At 72.9% G+C, this 14,390-nt stretch carries 12 protein-coding genes; 8 read left to right on the top strand and 4 right to left on the bottom strand.

Annotated elements, in window-relative coordinates; genetic code table 11:
• Window positions 1-218 precede the first annotated feature (218 nt).
• The 5 genes from ACZ5DC_RS28520 (at window position 219) to ACZ5DC_RS28500 (ending at window position 7,533) form a co-directional block, all read left to right on the top strand.
• Window positions 219-2,987: a helix-turn-helix transcriptional regulator gene (locus tag ACZ5DC_RS28520; RefSeq protein WP_468657672.1), complete on the top strand. Its 2,769-nt coding sequence runs from the start codon at window positions 219-221 to the stop codon at window positions 2,985-2,987.
• A 449-nt stretch (window positions 2,988-3,436) separates the two neighbouring features.
• Window positions 3,437-4,501, top strand: a complete 1,065-nt coding sequence (locus ACZ5DC_RS28515; RefSeq protein ID WP_468657327.1) for an alpha/beta fold hydrolase — start codon at window positions 3,437-3,439, stop codon at window positions 4,499-4,501.
• A 65-nt stretch (window positions 4,502-4,566) separates the two neighbouring features.
• A complete protein-coding gene (locus ACZ5DC_RS28510; RefSeq protein WP_366755360.1) occupies window positions 4,567-5,325 on the top strand; it encodes a creatininase family protein in 759 nt (252 codons plus the stop codon).
• Window positions 5,326-5,655: 330 nt separating this feature from the next.
• Entirely contained in the window at window positions 5,656-6,516 is an 861-nt protein-coding gene (locus ACZ5DC_RS28505) for an alpha/beta fold hydrolase (RefSeq protein WP_468657325.1), read from the top strand.
• A 135-nt stretch (window positions 6,517-6,651) separates the two neighbouring features.
• Window positions 6,652-7,533, top strand: a complete 882-nt coding sequence (locus ACZ5DC_RS28500; protein WP_468657323.1) for a helix-turn-helix domain-containing protein — start codon at window positions 6,652-6,654, stop codon at window positions 7,531-7,533.
• A gap of 408 nt (window positions 7,534-7,941) precedes the next feature.
• On the opposite strand, the gene ACZ5DC_RS28495 is transcribed toward ACZ5DC_RS28500, so the two are convergent.
• Window positions 7,942-8,307, bottom strand: coding sequence for a hypothetical protein (locus ACZ5DC_RS28495; protein WP_468657321.1), 366 nt, complete (start codon window positions 8,305-8,307; stop codon window positions 7,942-7,944).
• Window positions 8,308-8,495: 188 nt separating this feature from the next.
• Window positions 8,496-8,894: a hypothetical protein gene (locus tag ACZ5DC_RS28490; RefSeq protein WP_468657319.1), complete on the bottom strand. Its 399-nt coding sequence runs from the start codon at window positions 8,892-8,894 to the stop codon at window positions 8,496-8,498.
• A 283-nt stretch (window positions 8,895-9,177) separates the two neighbouring features.
• Between ACZ5DC_RS28490 and ACZ5DC_RS28485 the strand changes: the two genes are divergently transcribed.
• Window positions 9,178-9,768, top strand: a complete 591-nt coding sequence (locus tag ACZ5DC_RS28485) for a TetR/AcrR family transcriptional regulator (protein WP_468657317.1) — start codon at window positions 9,178-9,180, stop codon at window positions 9,766-9,768.
• Window positions 9,765-10,478, top strand: a complete 714-nt coding sequence (locus ACZ5DC_RS28480; protein WP_468657315.1) for a hypothetical protein — start codon at window positions 9,765-9,767, stop codon at window positions 10,476-10,478. The genes ACZ5DC_RS28485 and ACZ5DC_RS28480 overlap by 4 nt, the downstream gene beginning before the upstream one ends.
• On the opposite strand, the gene ACZ5DC_RS28475 is transcribed toward ACZ5DC_RS28480, so the two are convergent.
• A complete protein-coding gene (locus ACZ5DC_RS28475) occupies window positions 10,472-11,365 on the bottom strand; it encodes a Bax inhibitor-1/YccA family membrane protein (RefSeq protein WP_468657313.1) in 894 nt (297 codons plus the stop codon). The genes ACZ5DC_RS28480 and ACZ5DC_RS28475 overlap by 7 nt on opposite strands.
• 261 nt (window positions 11,366-11,626) lie before the next feature.
• Window positions 11,627-12,427 (bottom strand): GNAT family N-acetyltransferase, encoded by an 801-nt coding sequence (locus tag ACZ5DC_RS28470; RefSeq protein WP_468657311.1) that lies wholly within the window; start codon window positions 12,425-12,427, stop codon window positions 11,627-11,629.
• Between the two features lie 173 nt (window positions 12,428-12,600).
• Between ACZ5DC_RS28470 and ACZ5DC_RS28465 the strand changes: the two genes are divergently transcribed.
• A complete protein-coding gene (locus ACZ5DC_RS28465) occupies window positions 12,601-14,115 on the top strand; it encodes a GMC family oxidoreductase (RefSeq protein ID WP_468657309.1) in 1,515 nt (504 codons plus the stop codon).
• Window positions 14,116-14,390: the final 275 nt, after the last annotated feature.

Here is a 14,390-nt window from a genome sequence, read left to right as displayed (position 1 = left end):
CGCCCCACCGCTCCGCCGTCACCCCAGCACAGTCGCTCACAGAACCCCGTGCACAGTCGCTCACAGAACCCTGTCACACTCGTTCACACGACGTCCGGCCACGTATTTCCGTGCTCCCACCGCGAGAGCAGGACCCCGCACACATAGGCTCGGAAGGTGAACGCACGAGGCGGGTCCGGTGGGAAAGGGAGTGGGGCGCCGTGGAGTCGCTCGTAACGATGATCGGCCGGGACGACGAGCTGCGGCAGCTGTCCGCTTTCGTGACGACCGCGGAGCGGCAGGCCCTCGTTCTGCGAGGGGAGACCGGGGTGGGCAAGAGCGCCCTGCTCGACCATGTCGCCCGGCTGGCCTCGGGCGCGGGACACCAGGTGGTCCGGGCCGTGGGGGCAGAGGCGGAGTCCGGGCTGCCGTTCGCGGGCCTGCACCAGCTGGTCCACCCCCTGCTTCCCGCCGTCGACCGCCTCGACCAGGTGCACCGCGACGTGTTCGCCACCGTCTTCGGGCGCAGTGACGGAAAGCCGCCGTCGGTGATGTCGCTCGGCATCGCCGTCCTCGACCTGCTGTCCCTGGCCTCCTCGGCGAGGCCGCTGCTGCTGCTCCTGGACGACGGCCAGTGGCTGGACGCCTCCAGTGCGGCGGTGATCGGGTTCGTGGGGCGCAGGCTCACCGGGAGCCCGGTGAAGTTCGTCGTCGGGCTGCGCTCGGACGTGGCCTCCGGTTTCGACACCGCCGCCCTGCCCGAGCTGCCGGTCAGGTCCCTCCCCGACGAGGCCGCGCGGCGACTGCTCGACGAGCACCGCCCCGGTCTGGATCCGCACGTCCGCCGGCTGGTGCTGGACCAGGCCCGGGGCAACCCCCTGGCGCTGCTCGAACTCTCCGCCCCCATCGACGGCGACCGCACGGGAGGCGACCGCACCTCAGGCGGGGCCGCGCGGCTCCCCGGCCCAGCCGATGCCTCGGTGCCGCTGCCGGTGCCCCGGCGCCTGCAGCACGTGTACGGCACCCGGATCAAGGGCCTGCGCGACGACGTGCGCCAGGAGCTGCTGCGCGGCGCTCTCGACGGTGTCGGAGCGACACCGGGGACCGTGCCCGCGCCCGGAGCGAGGCGCTACCGCATGCGCGACGCCGAGGAGGCGCTGGCAGCGGGCCTGCTGAGCATCGACCCGGTCAGCGGCGACTTCGTGTTCCGGCACCCGCTGGTGCGCACCACCGTGGTCCAGACGGCGACGCCCAATGAGCGCCGGGCCGCGCACGCCGTCCTCGCGCGTGTGCACCGCGACGACGTCGAGAGGAGCGCCACGCACCTGGCCGCCTCGGCCGTCGACCCGGACGAGGAGGTGGCGGCCGCGCTGGAGGCGGCGGCCGACTCCGCGACCCGGCGCGGCAGCGCCGTCGCCGCCGTGGCCTGGCTGACCCGGGCCGCGGAGCTGAGCGAGAACCGCGCGGAGCGGTCGCGCAGACTCGGTGACGCGGCCTTCGCCGCCGGGCACGCGGGCCTCTTCGAACAGGCGCAGCGCCTCATCCGCTCCGATCACGTGGTGGGCGCGGACGAGTCCCCCGCTTCCGTGGTCACCTCGGCCTATCTGGCGTTCTTCGAGGACGGGAACGTACGGCACTCGCACCGCCAGGTGGTGGCGGCGATCACGGAGCTGCGCGTGCGTGCGCCGGGCGAGGCGTCCGAGGTGCTCACCCGGCTGGTCAACCTGCTGCTCGCGGTCGACCAGTACGCGGGCGACCCCGCCCAGTGGGCGGAGACCCGCGCCCTGCTCGGCTCCCTGGGCGACGCGGTTCCCTCGCGTTCCCTGATCTACCGGGACGCGTGGGGGGACGTGGTCCGGCACGGTGCCGGTGTGGCGGAGCGGGTGGAACGCGCCTTCGCCGACCTGCCGGTCATGGAGCCCTGGGACATCACCCGGCTGTCGGTCGCCGCGTACCACGTGGACACCCTCAGCCGGTACCGGCCGCACCTCCAGCGCACCGTCGACCGCGAGGCCGAGACGGGCTTCGTCCGCAACAGCATGACCATGCTGCACCTGGTGATGCTCGACCAGATGGCGGTCGGCGAGTGGGACGAGGCCGAGCGCACGGGCCGGCGCGACCTGGAGCTGACGTCGTCCCACGGCTACGCGCTGCTCGCCCATCACACGCGGGCGTATCTGGGTCTGCTCGCGGCGATGCGCGGCGACGTGGAACGGGCACGCGAACTCCAGGCCGCCGTCGACGCCTGGGCCCGCCCCCGCGGCGTCGGCTTCCTCACCCAGATCGCCGACGCCATCGGCACCACCGCCGCCCTCAGCGAAGGCGACTACGAAGCCGCCTACCTCCACGCCATCGGCATCACACCCCCCGGCACCTTCACCCCCTACGCCCACCAAGCCCCCCGCACCCTCCTCGACCTCGTCGAAGCAGCCATGCACACCGGCCGCACCGACCAAGCCCGCACCCACGCCCTCGCCGCCCACCACGCACACCTCCCCGACATCTCACCCCGCCTCGCCCTCATCACCCACGGCGCCCTCGCCATGACCACCACCGACCCCACCGAAGCCGACCACCACTACCACCACGCCGAAACCCACCCCGCCGCCCCCACCTTCCCCTTCGAACTCGCCCGCATCCGCCTCGCCCACGGCATCCACCTCCGCCACACCCAGGGCTCCAGGAACGCCCGCCCGCTCCTCGTCCAGGCCGCGGAGACGTTCGAACGGCTCGGGGCTGCCGCCTGGACCGAACGGGCACGGGCGGAACTCAGGGCATCGGGGCTGGCCACCCGCGTGACTCCCGCGCAGCTCGCCGAGCTGACGTGGCAGGAACGCAGGATCGCCGACCTCGCCGCCGGCGGCCTGACCAACAAGGAGATCGGCCAGCGGATGCACCTGTCACCGCGCACGGTCAGCTCCCACCTCTACCGGGTCTTCCCCAAACTCGGCATCACCTCCCGCGCCGCCCTGCGCGACGCCCTGGCCAAGCTGGAGGAGGAGACCTGAGATGAACAAACGTGTGACCCGGCGACGGCCCCGGGAGTCCTCTCAGTCGAATGACTTAGGCCCCGGATTCCGGGCCGCGGACGAGGTGAGCGGCGTACGGGGCGGCCCGGGCCCGTCACCCGCGCCGCCACCTGCGCCGTCGTCGCGGGGCGCCGGGGCGTCGCGGGAGGCGGGCCGGACCCCCGGCCCCGTCACCGCATCGCACCGTCATGTGACTGATGTGTCCTGATTCGCGACAGACCAGAGTATGTGCCGCCGGTCCGGCACGGAAAGGAGACGGTCCCCCTCTCCCGCCTACCGGGAACACCTCTTCGTCACCTGTTTGACAGGTGACGGGCCGTGTGCGAGGGTCATCGCGCCAGCAGTCGCAGTGATCCCGTACCGCCGATGTGAGCGAAGGTTCCCCGGGCCCGGACGGGTCATCGAACACGCACCACGGAGGGTCTCAGATGATCAACAGGCGTACTTTCAACAAGGCCGTCGGCCTGGGCACCGGCGCGGCCGCCGTCTCCCTGTCCGGCCTGCAGAACCAGGCGTCCGCCGCCACCGCGCACCGGTCGAGCGGCAGGCCCGTGCCCACCGTGCCGACCATCACCCCCGGCACGCACACCACGTTCCCCACGCTGAAGCAGGTCAAGGCGGGCGTCCTCGACATCGGCTACGCCGAGGCCGGCCCCGCCCACGGCCCGGTGGTCATCCTCCTGCACGGCTGGCCCTACGACATCCACAGCTACGTCGACGTCGCCCCGCTCCTCGCCGACCTGGGCTACCGCGTCATCGTCCCCTACCTGCGGGGCCACGGCAGCACCCGCTTCCTGTCCAGCCGCACCCCGCGCAACGCCGAGCAGTCGGCCATCGCCCTGGACATCATCGCCCTGATGGACGCGCTGAAGATCCACCGGGCGGTCTTCGCCGGCTTCGACTGGGGCTCGCGCACCGCCGACATCATCGCCGCCCTGTGGCCCGAGCGCGTCAAGGCCCTGGTGTCCACCAGCGGCTACCTCATCACCAACGTCAAGGCGCAGCTCGCACCCGCCGCCCCGGCCGTCGAGCACCTCTGGTGGTACCAGTGGTACTTCGCCACCCCCCGCGGCAAGAAGGCCATGGAGGAGGTCAAGGACCGCATACCGCTGTGCCGCTACGTGTGGACCCTGGTCTCCCCCAACTGGAACTTCTCCGACGCCACCTTCGACCGCACCGCGCAGGCGTTCCACAACCCCGACTACGCCGCCATCGTGCTCTACAACTACAACTGGCGCATCGGTCTCATCGAGGGCGAGCCCCGCTACGACCGCTACGAGAAGCTGCTGGCCGCCCAGCCCCCCATCCACGTCCCCACCATCACCCTGGACCCGGCTCTCGACCCCTTCACCCCGCCCGGGAACGGCTCCGCCTACCGCGACCACTTCACGGGCAAGTACGAGCACCGCACCGTCGCGGACATCGGCCACAACCTGCCGCAGGAAGCGCCCACCACCTTCGCCCAGGCAGTCGTCGACGCCGATCACCTCTAAGCCCTCGCCCGACACCGACCCGGTAAACCGCACCCCCCACCGGTCACTCCCAGGAGGAGTCACAGATGAGCGAAGTCCAGTGGAACCGTCTGACCGCCGCACAGCTGCGTGCCCTCGCGGCCCAGGACGCGGTCGTGCTGCTGCCCGTGGGGGCCACGGAGCAGCACGGCCCTCATCTGCCCACCGGCGTGGACGACTTCCTGGCCGCCGAGGTGTGCCGGAGGGCGGCGCTGCTGGCGTCCGAACACACCGGTGTGGTGGTGACGCCCTCGATCCCGACGGGGCTGTCGGAGCACCACATGGCGTTCGGCGGCACCCTCACCCTCTCCCTGGCCACCCTGCACGCGCTGCTGCGTGACATCTGCCGCTCCGTGACCCGGGCGGGTTTCTCCCGCATCCTGATCGTCAACGGGCACGGCGGAAACATGACCGCGCTCAACGCCCTCACGACCGAGCTGACCGCCGAGCTGGCGACGCCGATCGCGTTCGCCAGCTACTTCGGCGCCGGACGGGAGGTGGTGCGGGACACCCTGGAGACGCAGGACGGGCTCATGCACGCCTGTGAGGGGGAGACGTCCATGATGATGGCCGCCCACCCCGAGCTGATCCACCACGAGCACCTGGCCGAGGCGCACGGACCGCGGATCACCCTGCCCGCGGAGTCCACCGAGCCGGTGTACATGGCCGTGTCCTTCGACCGGATCACGAAGTCCGGGGTCGCGGGCGACGCCCGGGTGGCGAGCCCGCAGAAGGGGGAGACGATGCTCTCCGGCTGCGCGAGGGCCCTGGCCGACATCATCCAGCGCGATCCGTGGGCGCGGTGACGCACGCCTGCCGGACGGCTCGGGCCGGTGACACACACCGATGTCACGCGGGCCCATGACACGCGGGCCATGGACAAACGCACCTGGGACACAGGACACGTGTGCGTCCGGCCCCGGGGACCTGCGGCCGGGTGGGGCGACGCCCTGCCCGGCCGCACCCCTGTCCGGACGCGCCGCGTCCGGGGAGCCACCGGTCCGGGGGGCTCCCGAAACATGCGTCACCTGCTTGACAGGTGACGATCGACATGAAAGATTCATCACCAGTCAGGGCGGTGACGAAACCGGCGAAGCCGGGCCGCCCGTCAACGGAACACCTGAAAGGGGTCAGTCGTGGTCAGCATCAAGGGTGGGCGCAAGCGAGTGGTGACGGGTGCGGTCTCGACGCTCACGGCGGGTCTCGCGCTCGGCGCGTTCGCCCTCAGCGGCACCGCCAACGGAGCGACGAAGACCGCCGAGGACGCCGGAGCCGGCAGACACGTCAAGCCGACCATCGTCCTGGAACACGGCGCCTTCGCCGACGGCTCCAGCTGGAACGGCGTCATCGCGGACCTGCGCGCCGACGGCTACCCCGTCGTGGCCGCCGCCAACCCGCTGCGCAGCCCCGCCTCCGACGCCGCGGCCCTGCGGACCCTCCTGGACCACGTCAAGGGCCCCAAGATCCTCGTCGGCCACTCCTACGGCGGCAGCGTCATCAGCGAGGCCGCCACCAACGACCCGCAGGTCAAGGCGCTCGTCTACGTGGCCGCCTTCCTCCCGGCGCCCGGCGAGACCGCCCTGGGGCTGACCAACAAGTACCCGGGCTCCACCCTCCCGGGCGCCCTCGACCCGGTCACCTACAAGCAGGCCGACGGCACCACCGCCACCGACCTGTACATCCAGCAGGCCAAGTTCCACCACCAGTTCGCCGCCGACGTCCCCGCCGGCAAGGCCGCCCTCATGGCCGCCGAACAGCGCCCCATCGCGCAGGCCGCCCTGGAGGAGAAGGCCACCAGCGCCGCCTGGAAGACCAAGCCCAGCTGGGACATCGTCACCACCCAGGACCTCAACATCCCCGCCGCCGTCCAGCGCTTCATGGCCAAGCGCGCCCACGCCCACACCACCGAGGTGGCGGCCTCCCACTCCGTCGCCGTCTCCCACCCGCACCTCGTCGCCGACGTGATCGAGCGGGCCGCCCGCACCACCGTCCGCTGACCCCCGCGGCGCCGGACCGCCCCGACAGGTTCCCCGAGCCCGGTACCGCTTGATACGGCGGTACCGGGCACGGCCGTACGGCCCTCGTGTCCGGCCCGCTCCGTGACAACGGCCCACTCCGTGAGAATGGACGACATGAACCCACATCCCGACTCCCGTCGGCTGGGGAACTTCCTCAGGGCGCGTCGGGCGCAGCTGACGCCGCAGGAGTGCGGCCTGCCCGGGACGGACTCCGCCCGCCGCGTCGCGGGGCTGCGCCGCGAGGAGGTCGCCCGGCTCGCCGCGATCAGCGTGGACTACTACACCCGCCTCGAACAGGGCCGTGTCCGCGCCTCCGCCCCCGTGCTGGCCACCCTGGCCCGCGCCCTGCGCCTCGACGACGACCAGCAGACGTACCTCTACGAACTCGCCGGCCGCAACGACGACCGGCCGAGGACCCGGCGCCGGGCCGCCCAGCCCGTACGGCCGCCCATGCGCCGCCTGCTCGAACAGCTCACCCACACCCCCGCGCTCGTCCTCGGCAGACCTCTGGACGTGCTGGCCTGGAACCCGGCCGCCACGGCCCTCTACACCGACTTCGCCGCACTCCCCGCGGCCCGCCGCAACTACATCCGGCTGCTGTTCACCCACCCGGCCGTCCGGGCCCTGCACCGGGACTGGCACCACGACGCCCGCGACGCGGTGGCCGCCCTGCGCATGGAGGCCGCGGCCGACCCCGACGACCCCGAACTAGCCCACCTCGTCCGTGACCTGTCCGCCGAGGACCCCGACTTCCGCACCTGGTGGGCCGAGCACCGCGTCATCACGGCCAGCTACGGCACCAAGCTCTACCGCCACCCCCTGGTCGGCGACCTCACCCTCGACTGCGACACCTGGGCCAGCCCCGACGGCTCCGGGCAGCGCCTCATCGTGCTGACCGCCGAACCCGGCACTCCCTCCCACGACGCCCTGCGCATCCTCACCTCCTGGACCACAGCGCACGCGAACCCGGACCCGGCGCAGCACGGAACTCCCTAGTCGCCAGCACGTGGGCCGGCGGCCCCGCCCCGGCGCCCCCGCACGGCATCGCGACCACCGGAGCCCTGACCCGGGACACCCCGGTCGACCAGCTCACAGCCACAGACCGCCGTAACAGCCGGCCGCCCGACGCCGAGGTCCGCAACCGGCACCGCACAGCATTCCGTAACGGCCCCCGTCGGCCGACGGCCCCGCCCCGGCGCCCCCGCACGGCATCGCGACCACCGGAGCCCGGACCCGGGGCACCCGCCCCGACAGGCTCACGGCCACGCACACCGTCGCGACAACCGGCCGCCCGACGCGCGAGGTCCGCAACCGGCACCGCACAGCTCAGCAGACTGCGCCGTCAGCGCGAGGAGGGCCGCGGGGTGGCGGGGCGCCTCACCGGACGCCCCCGCCGGCCGGCCGTCAGTCGGCCAGCCGGTCCAGGACCACCGTGGCGAGCCGCAGCGCGGCATGCAGCTCCGTCACCTCGGCGACGGTGGGGCGGACGACGCCCGACCACTCACCGCGCAGGCCGGGCCAGACCGCGAGCAGCACCTGGGCCCCGGCGAGGCCCAGGTGCGCGGTGACGTCGGTCCGGTCCTCGCCCGCGTGCGTCCAGGAGAGCAGGACCCGGCCCTGCGGGACGCGGGACGGTGCGCTCAGCGGCATCCAGGTGGCCATGAGCCTGCCGTCGACCGGCGTGACGATCGCGCCCCGGACGTCGGCCGGCATGGGCTCGCGCGTCAGCGTGGACAGTTCGACGGTCCCGCGGGTCTCCGTGCCCCGCACCAGGGTGAGAACGGGCCGGCCCGCACGGGCGCTCCTGGGCCGGCGCCCGGAGGACGACGGCCTGACCGGCGAAGGGTCGCAGCAGGGCCGGCCGCACCTGTGGTACCTCGTCATGTTCTCTCCCCCTTCAGGCCCGGTGTGTGATTCATGGCATTAGTCTTCCGGAGACGCGGTTTCGGACACATCCGTCATCTGACTGCTCCGGGGTCCCGGTCGCCCGCGGATATGCCGTGGGCGACCCGTTCCAGCAGGCGGGCGCCGGCGGACAGCGCGGGTTCGGCGTCCGGTGCCGGCTGTGCGGTGACCGCGCACAGCTGGGCGAGGAGCCGGGCCAGCCGGCCGCCGCCGGCGTACGCCAGGGCGACGCTGCCCTCCCAGAGGGTCTCGCGCAGGCGTTCCGGGGTGAACTGTCCGTCCCCGGCGCAGGCCACGAGCAGGCGGGAGGCCAGGGTCCGTTCCAGCGCCGCCGGGGCCCACCCGCCCCCGTCGAGGTCCCCGGCGAGGGCGGCGGTCAGCTCGCCGAGCCGATCCACCGCCGACGTGTGCGGCCGCGGGACGGCGGCAGGAGCGACTGCGTCATGGGACATGGGTATCGAGGGCCTTCTGCTCGGTGCCGGTGGTGTGTGTCCGTCCCGCTCGCCGGACGACGTGCCCGCACGGGCGGACCGCCCGCGGAACGGCGGCGGAGTGTAGATTTCCCTCAGGATATGTGTCTCGCAGGTGTTCGCTGCACCGGCTCGACGAGTGCGGGTGTCACGACGCGGAGTGCCGGGAGACCACAGCCATGTGTGCGGCATGTCACCACCCTGCCGGGCGGGCGCCGCCCGAGCCGCACACATGGCATCACCACGGAAAGAGACCGGAGCATCGATGAGATCGGACGCACGCTCCAACCGGCTGCGCATCCTGGAGGCGGCGACGGAGGCACTCGCCTGCCCCGGCGACACCTCCTTGAAGTCCATCGCGCGCAGGGCGGGCGTGGGCCAGGGGACGCTCTACCGGCACTTCCCGACCCGCGAGTCGCTGATGCTGGAGGTGTACGGGACGGAGGTGGACGAGCTGGTCACCGCGGTGCCCGCGCTGCTGACGACCCTGACCCCGCCGCACGCGCTGCGGGTGTGGCTGGAGCGCCTGCTGGACCTCGGGCGGAGCACACCCGAGTTCGCGGAGGCGATGCGGGGGGCCACCGCCGCCATGACCGAGCAGTGCCGTGAGCCGTACCGGCCGCTGCTGGACGCCCTGACGTCGCTGGTGCGCGCCAACGAGGCCGCCGGCACCATCCTTCCCGGAACGACGGCCGAGGACGTGCTCGTACTGCTCGGCCCCCTGTGGCACGTCGGCCCCCAGGGCGAGGAGCGCACCCGCGCCGCGCGGCTGTTCGACGTGCTCATCCGCGGGATGTGCCCCGCGTCCGCCGCGCAGGACGCCGAGGGCCCCGGCGGGACCCGGCGCGGGACGTGAACCTCCCCGGGCCCCGCCTCGCGCACGGCAGGCTGCATCTGCTGCTCACCCTCGACTCGCTGGTGGTCGTGCTCATCTCCGTCAACAGGAAGGCCGGCGGCACCCTCGCGTTCGTCGCGGACAACCGGTTCCTGCGCTGGGTCGAGATCGACAACATGGCCCTCGGTCTGTGCACCGTCCTGCTGTACTACCTGGTCACCGCCCACCTGGTGCGGGACGGCCGGCCGCGGCGGCGCGGCGGCCTGCTCGCGCTCGGTGCCCTGTTCACGGCCGGCGCGTATCTGTACGCCCTGAGCCTCGGCGACCACGAGGTGACCAACTACCTGCACGGACGGTTCTGCGCCGGGAGCCTGCCCTCGATCTGCCGTGTCGTCGCCTTCAACGACGACGTGTTCTCCGACGCCGTCTTCCTCGCCGGGTTCACGGTGCTGAACACCACGGTCATGCTGGCCCAGTTCCTCTTCCCGACCGACCGTGCGCCGCGTGCCTGGGACAACGTCCTGATCAGCGTGAACACCCTGTTCATCGCCGCGGGCATCACCGCCAACCTGGCCTTCGAGAACGCCGGGTTCGATCCGTTCGCGGTCGGCCTGACGGCGGTGTTCGCGCTGGTGCTGCTCGGGCTCTCGCCCCGGCAGCCGGTCCTGCGCTACTACTGCGTCGCGTACGGCGCCGGACTGCTGGCCACGGTGCTGATCAAGGCTCAGTAGAGTTCGTCGCCCGGGAAGAGGGTGAGCAGTCGCGCGGTCTCCACGTACAGCCACACCAGGGTCAGCGTGAGCCCGAAGGCGGCCGGCCAGGACTGGTCGCGGGACGCGCCGTACGTGATGCCGTTCTCCACCTGCCGCAAGTGCAGGGGCAGGAAGGACACCCCGAGGGTGACGCCCAGCACCCCCATGACGGCGCCGAGGCCGAGGGGACGCAGGCCCAGGCCGTCCGCGCCCATGAGGGGGTGGAGGAACCAGTCCGCCAGGGCGAGGAGGCCCACTCCGAGCAGCGCGGCGCCCGCCACGCCGTAGAACCGGCGGTCCGCCCGCATCCAGTGCAGTGCCCGGGCGAGGAGGAGCGCGGCGGAGGCCGCCATCGTCCCGAGCACGGTCTGCACGAAGAGACCCGGTGACAGGTGGCGGGAGGCCGTCGTCGACAGCACGCCGAGGAACACGCCCTGGAACGCCGCGAACGACAGGGCCAGGGGCGCGGACGGCGGGTCCCCGCGGCGCTGGACCACCACGAGCGCCGCCGCGAGCAGCCCGGCGCCGGCGGCGACGCCGTACGACGCGCCCGTACCGAGCGCGGCGAGCGGCAGCAGGGTCCACGACAGCACGGCCGTGAGGGCCGTGACCGCGAGACCGGCGGCGGCGCGGGGCAGGACGCCGTCCATGGTCATGAGGTCGCCGACATGGACGGGCAGCGGGGCGGCCTCCTCGGCGTGCGCCTGCTCCCAGTCGCTGCCCACCCTGATCCGGTCCCGTGCGACGGCGATCCCCGCCCGCGGGTCCCTGGCCGCCGTCTTCTGTCCGCCCCGCCGTTCGAACTGCGGCCGGGAGAGTATCGGATTGCTGCTCGTCAGCGAGGGGTGCTGCTCGATCGGTGTCACGCCAGGTCCTCTTCTCCGTGTCGGACGTGCCGCTCCCGGCAGTCGTGGGCGGTCCCGGAGCCGACGGGCTCGCCGGAGCGCCGGCCTTGCCTCAGCCTGCCGCAGGGGACAAACCGCGCGCATCAGTCACTTGACGGTGCGCGGGAGCGGTTGCCGCGCCCGCGACGGGCAGTCACGGCGGCCCCGTGCGGGGAAGGGGCGGGGTGTGCCGCCGGTCCGCCGGTCGCGGCGCTGCCGGTGTGCGCCACACGTGCTGCCGGCTCAGTCCGCCAGCGCGTAGAAGCGCATCGGGGAGTTCGGCTCGAAACCGATCCTCGGGTACACGGGTGCCCCGGCGACGGTCGCGTGCAGGGTGGCCCGGGTCAGCCCGGTGGCGCGGGCACCCTCGTACAGCGCCTTGCGGGTCACCGCCTCCCCGTACCCCCGGCGTTGCTGGTCCGGTTCGGTGGCGACCAGCACCACGAACAGGCGGCCCCGCGCCTCGACGGTCGCGGCGCACGCGACCGGGACGCCGTCCCGCAGTGCCAGGTAGGCGTACACCTCCCGCTTCCACAGCGTGGAGCCGGCCAGCCCGTCGCGGCCGTCCTCCAGGTCGAAGCCGTAGGCGCGCGAGTTGATGTCCGCGTAGGCGCGCAGCCCGGCGTCGGTGGTCACCCGCTGGAAGGTGAGGTCCGGGTGGCGGGGCTCGGGGATGGGCAGCAGGTCGCCGGCCATGCCGGTGCCGGGGAAGGCATGGACCAGGCCGGCGCGTGCCGCCGCCTCGTCCAGCGCCGCGCGGGCGTCGTCGTCGAGCAGGTCCTCGAAGAGCCACAGGAAGCCGGGCCGCTCCTTGGCCCGCATGATGTCGGCGGCCTGGCCCAGGCGCAGGTCCAGCAGTTCCGCGTCCGCCCCGGCCTCGTTCAGGGTGATCGCGTTCCAGAAGGCGAACCGGCAGTCGGCCCAGCGGACGGCGAGACCCGGCAGGTCCCGTACGTCCGCTTCCGCGTCCCGGTCGAGCACCATGGCGCGCCAGACCGTGGAGAGCTGCTCCACCGATTCGACCGCAGCCGCGAGATCCGTCACCGCAACTCCCTCACCTTCTGTTGTGTGCGTACGTCCTACCCCGCCCGCGGCAATGGAATACGTGTGCCGCCTTCGGGAAGGTGCGCCGACCCGGTACATGTGTTTACGGAACACTGATATGTACCGATGATACCGTTGATTGCGGATCACTGATTCAGCCAGAAGGACCCACCATGTCTTCACACGACCCCGCCTATGACGTCGTCATCGTCGGCGGCGGAACGGCCGGCTGCGTGCTCGCCGCACGTCTGACCCAGGACCCGGACCTCCACGTGCTGCTGCTGGAGGCCGGCCCCGCCGAGCTTCCGGACGCGGTGGCCCACCCGCCGGCCTGGCCCTCGCTCGCCGCCTCGGAAGCCGGCTGGGGCGACACGACCGTGGTCCAGCGGGTCTCCGGCGCCCCCGTGCCGCTGCCGCGAGGCCGGGGCCTGGGCGGTTCGTCCGCCATCAACGCCATGGTCTTCGCCCGCGGCCACCGCACCGGCTACGACAGCTGGAGCGAGCACGGCGCCAAGGGCTGGACCTTCGACGACCTGCTCCCCTACTTCCAGCGCAGCGAGACCGCCCTCAGCGGGGCCCCCGGGCGCGGCACCTCCGGCCCGCTCACCGTGGCGCCGGCGCAGCACCCCAACGAGATCCTGCTCGCCTGCCTCGAGGGCGCCCTGGAGACCGGACACCGCCGCGCCCACGACATCAGCGGCGGCCTGGAGGAGGGCTTCGCCCCGGTCGACCTCAACATCGTCGGCGGGCGCCGGCAGAGCGCCGCCGACGCCTACCTCACCCCGGCGCTGAACCGCCCCAACCTCCATGTGATCACGGACGCGGCGGCACACCGGCTGCTCTTCGAGGGACAGCGCTGCGTCGGCGTGGAGTACGGCGCCCACGGACGCACCCACACCGTGCGGGCGGCCGGAGAGGTGGTGCTGACGGCGGGGGCCATCGGGTCGGCCCTGATCCTCCAGCGCTCGGGCATCGGCGCCGAGAACGAGCTGAGGCAGGCCGGGGTCGAGGTCTTCCACGCGCTGCCGGGCGTGGGGCACAACCTGCACGACCACCCGCGGGCCAACCTCGTCTACCGGGCCCAGCGGCCGGTGCCCCCGGCCCGCAACAACCACGGCGAGATCCTGGGGCTGCTGCGCAGCACGCCCGACGCCGCGGGTCCCGACGTGCAGATCATCTTCATCGACATCCCGGTGCCCAATCCGGTCGCCCCGGTGGACAACGGCTTCACCATCGGCATCTCGCCGATGCGGCCGGCGAGCCGCGGCACGGTGCGGATCACCTCGGCCGACCCCTACGCGCCGCCGGCGATCGACCCCCGCTACTTCACCGAGGAGGAGGACGTCCGGGCGGTGCTGTCGGGCATCAGGACGGCCCGCCGGATCGCCTGGTCCTCCGCGCTCGCCGCGTGGGGGATCGAGGAGGTCAGTCCCGGGCTCGCCGCGGTGGACGAGGAGTCCATCGCCGACCACGCCCGCCGGTACTTCAGCTCGTACTGCCACCCCGTGGGCACCTGCATGATGGGCGAGGACGACGCCAGTGTCGTCGACTCCGCGCTGCGCGTGCGCGGGCTGGACGGCCTGCGGGTCGCCGACGCCTCCGTCATCCCCGCCATCCCCTCCAACAACACCAACGCCACCGTGTACGCGATCGCCGAGCGCGCCGCCGATCTGCTGCGCCGTTCCTGACCCCGTGGCGCGGCGCACGGCGCGCACGGTACGGCCCGCACCGGTTCCGGCCACGGCGCGTCACCCCGTGCCCGCCCCGGCGTCTCCCCGGCCCCGGCTATTACGCCGTAATAAGTACTGCTCCGCGCGGGACCGGCCGCGCCCCGGCCGCGAGACGGGGCGGCGAACGGCAGCCCAAAAGGATTGGCCGATTATGGACGTCCTTTAGACTCCAGTGATTGCATGGGCCGCACGGAGCCGGGCGCAGGCACAGCCAGGTCGGCACGGAACACCGG

It is taken from the genome of Streptomyces sp. NPDC031445 (assembly GCF_055581365.1).
The sequence above is the reverse complement of the archived record's forward strand: the minus strand, read 5'-3'. Positions and strand labels throughout refer to the sequence as shown.

What these genes read in the sequence shown, in the direction of transcription:
- ACZ5DC_RS28510 (WP_366755360.1), top strand. Translation starts at nt 4,567, where the DNA reads ATGAGCGAAGTCCAGTGGAACCGTCTGACCGCCGCACAGCTGCGTGCC.
- ACZ5DC_RS28500 (WP_468657323.1), top strand. Translation starts at nt 6,652, where the DNA reads ATGAACCCACATCCCGACTCCCGTCGGCTGGGGAACTTCCTCAGGGCG.
- ACZ5DC_RS28490 (WP_468657319.1), bottom strand. Translation starts at nt 8,894, where the DNA reads ATGTCCCATGACGCAGTCGCTCCTGCCGCCGTCCCGCGGCCGCACACG.
- ACZ5DC_RS28465 (WP_468657309.1), top strand. Translation starts at nt 12,601, where the DNA reads ATGTCTTCACACGACCCCGCCTATGACGTCGTCATCGTCGGCGGCGGA.
- ACZ5DC_RS28485 (WP_468657317.1), top strand. Translation starts at nt 9,178, where the DNA reads ATGAGATCGGACGCACGCTCCAACCGGCTGCGCATCCTGGAGGCGGCG.
- ACZ5DC_RS28515 (WP_468657327.1), top strand. Translation starts at nt 3,437, where the DNA reads ATGATCAACAGGCGTACTTTCAACAAGGCCGTCGGCCTGGGCACCGGC.
- ACZ5DC_RS28520 (WP_468657672.1), top strand. Translation starts at nt 219, where the DNA reads ATGATCGGCCGGGACGACGAGCTGCGGCAGCTGTCCGCTTTCGTGACG.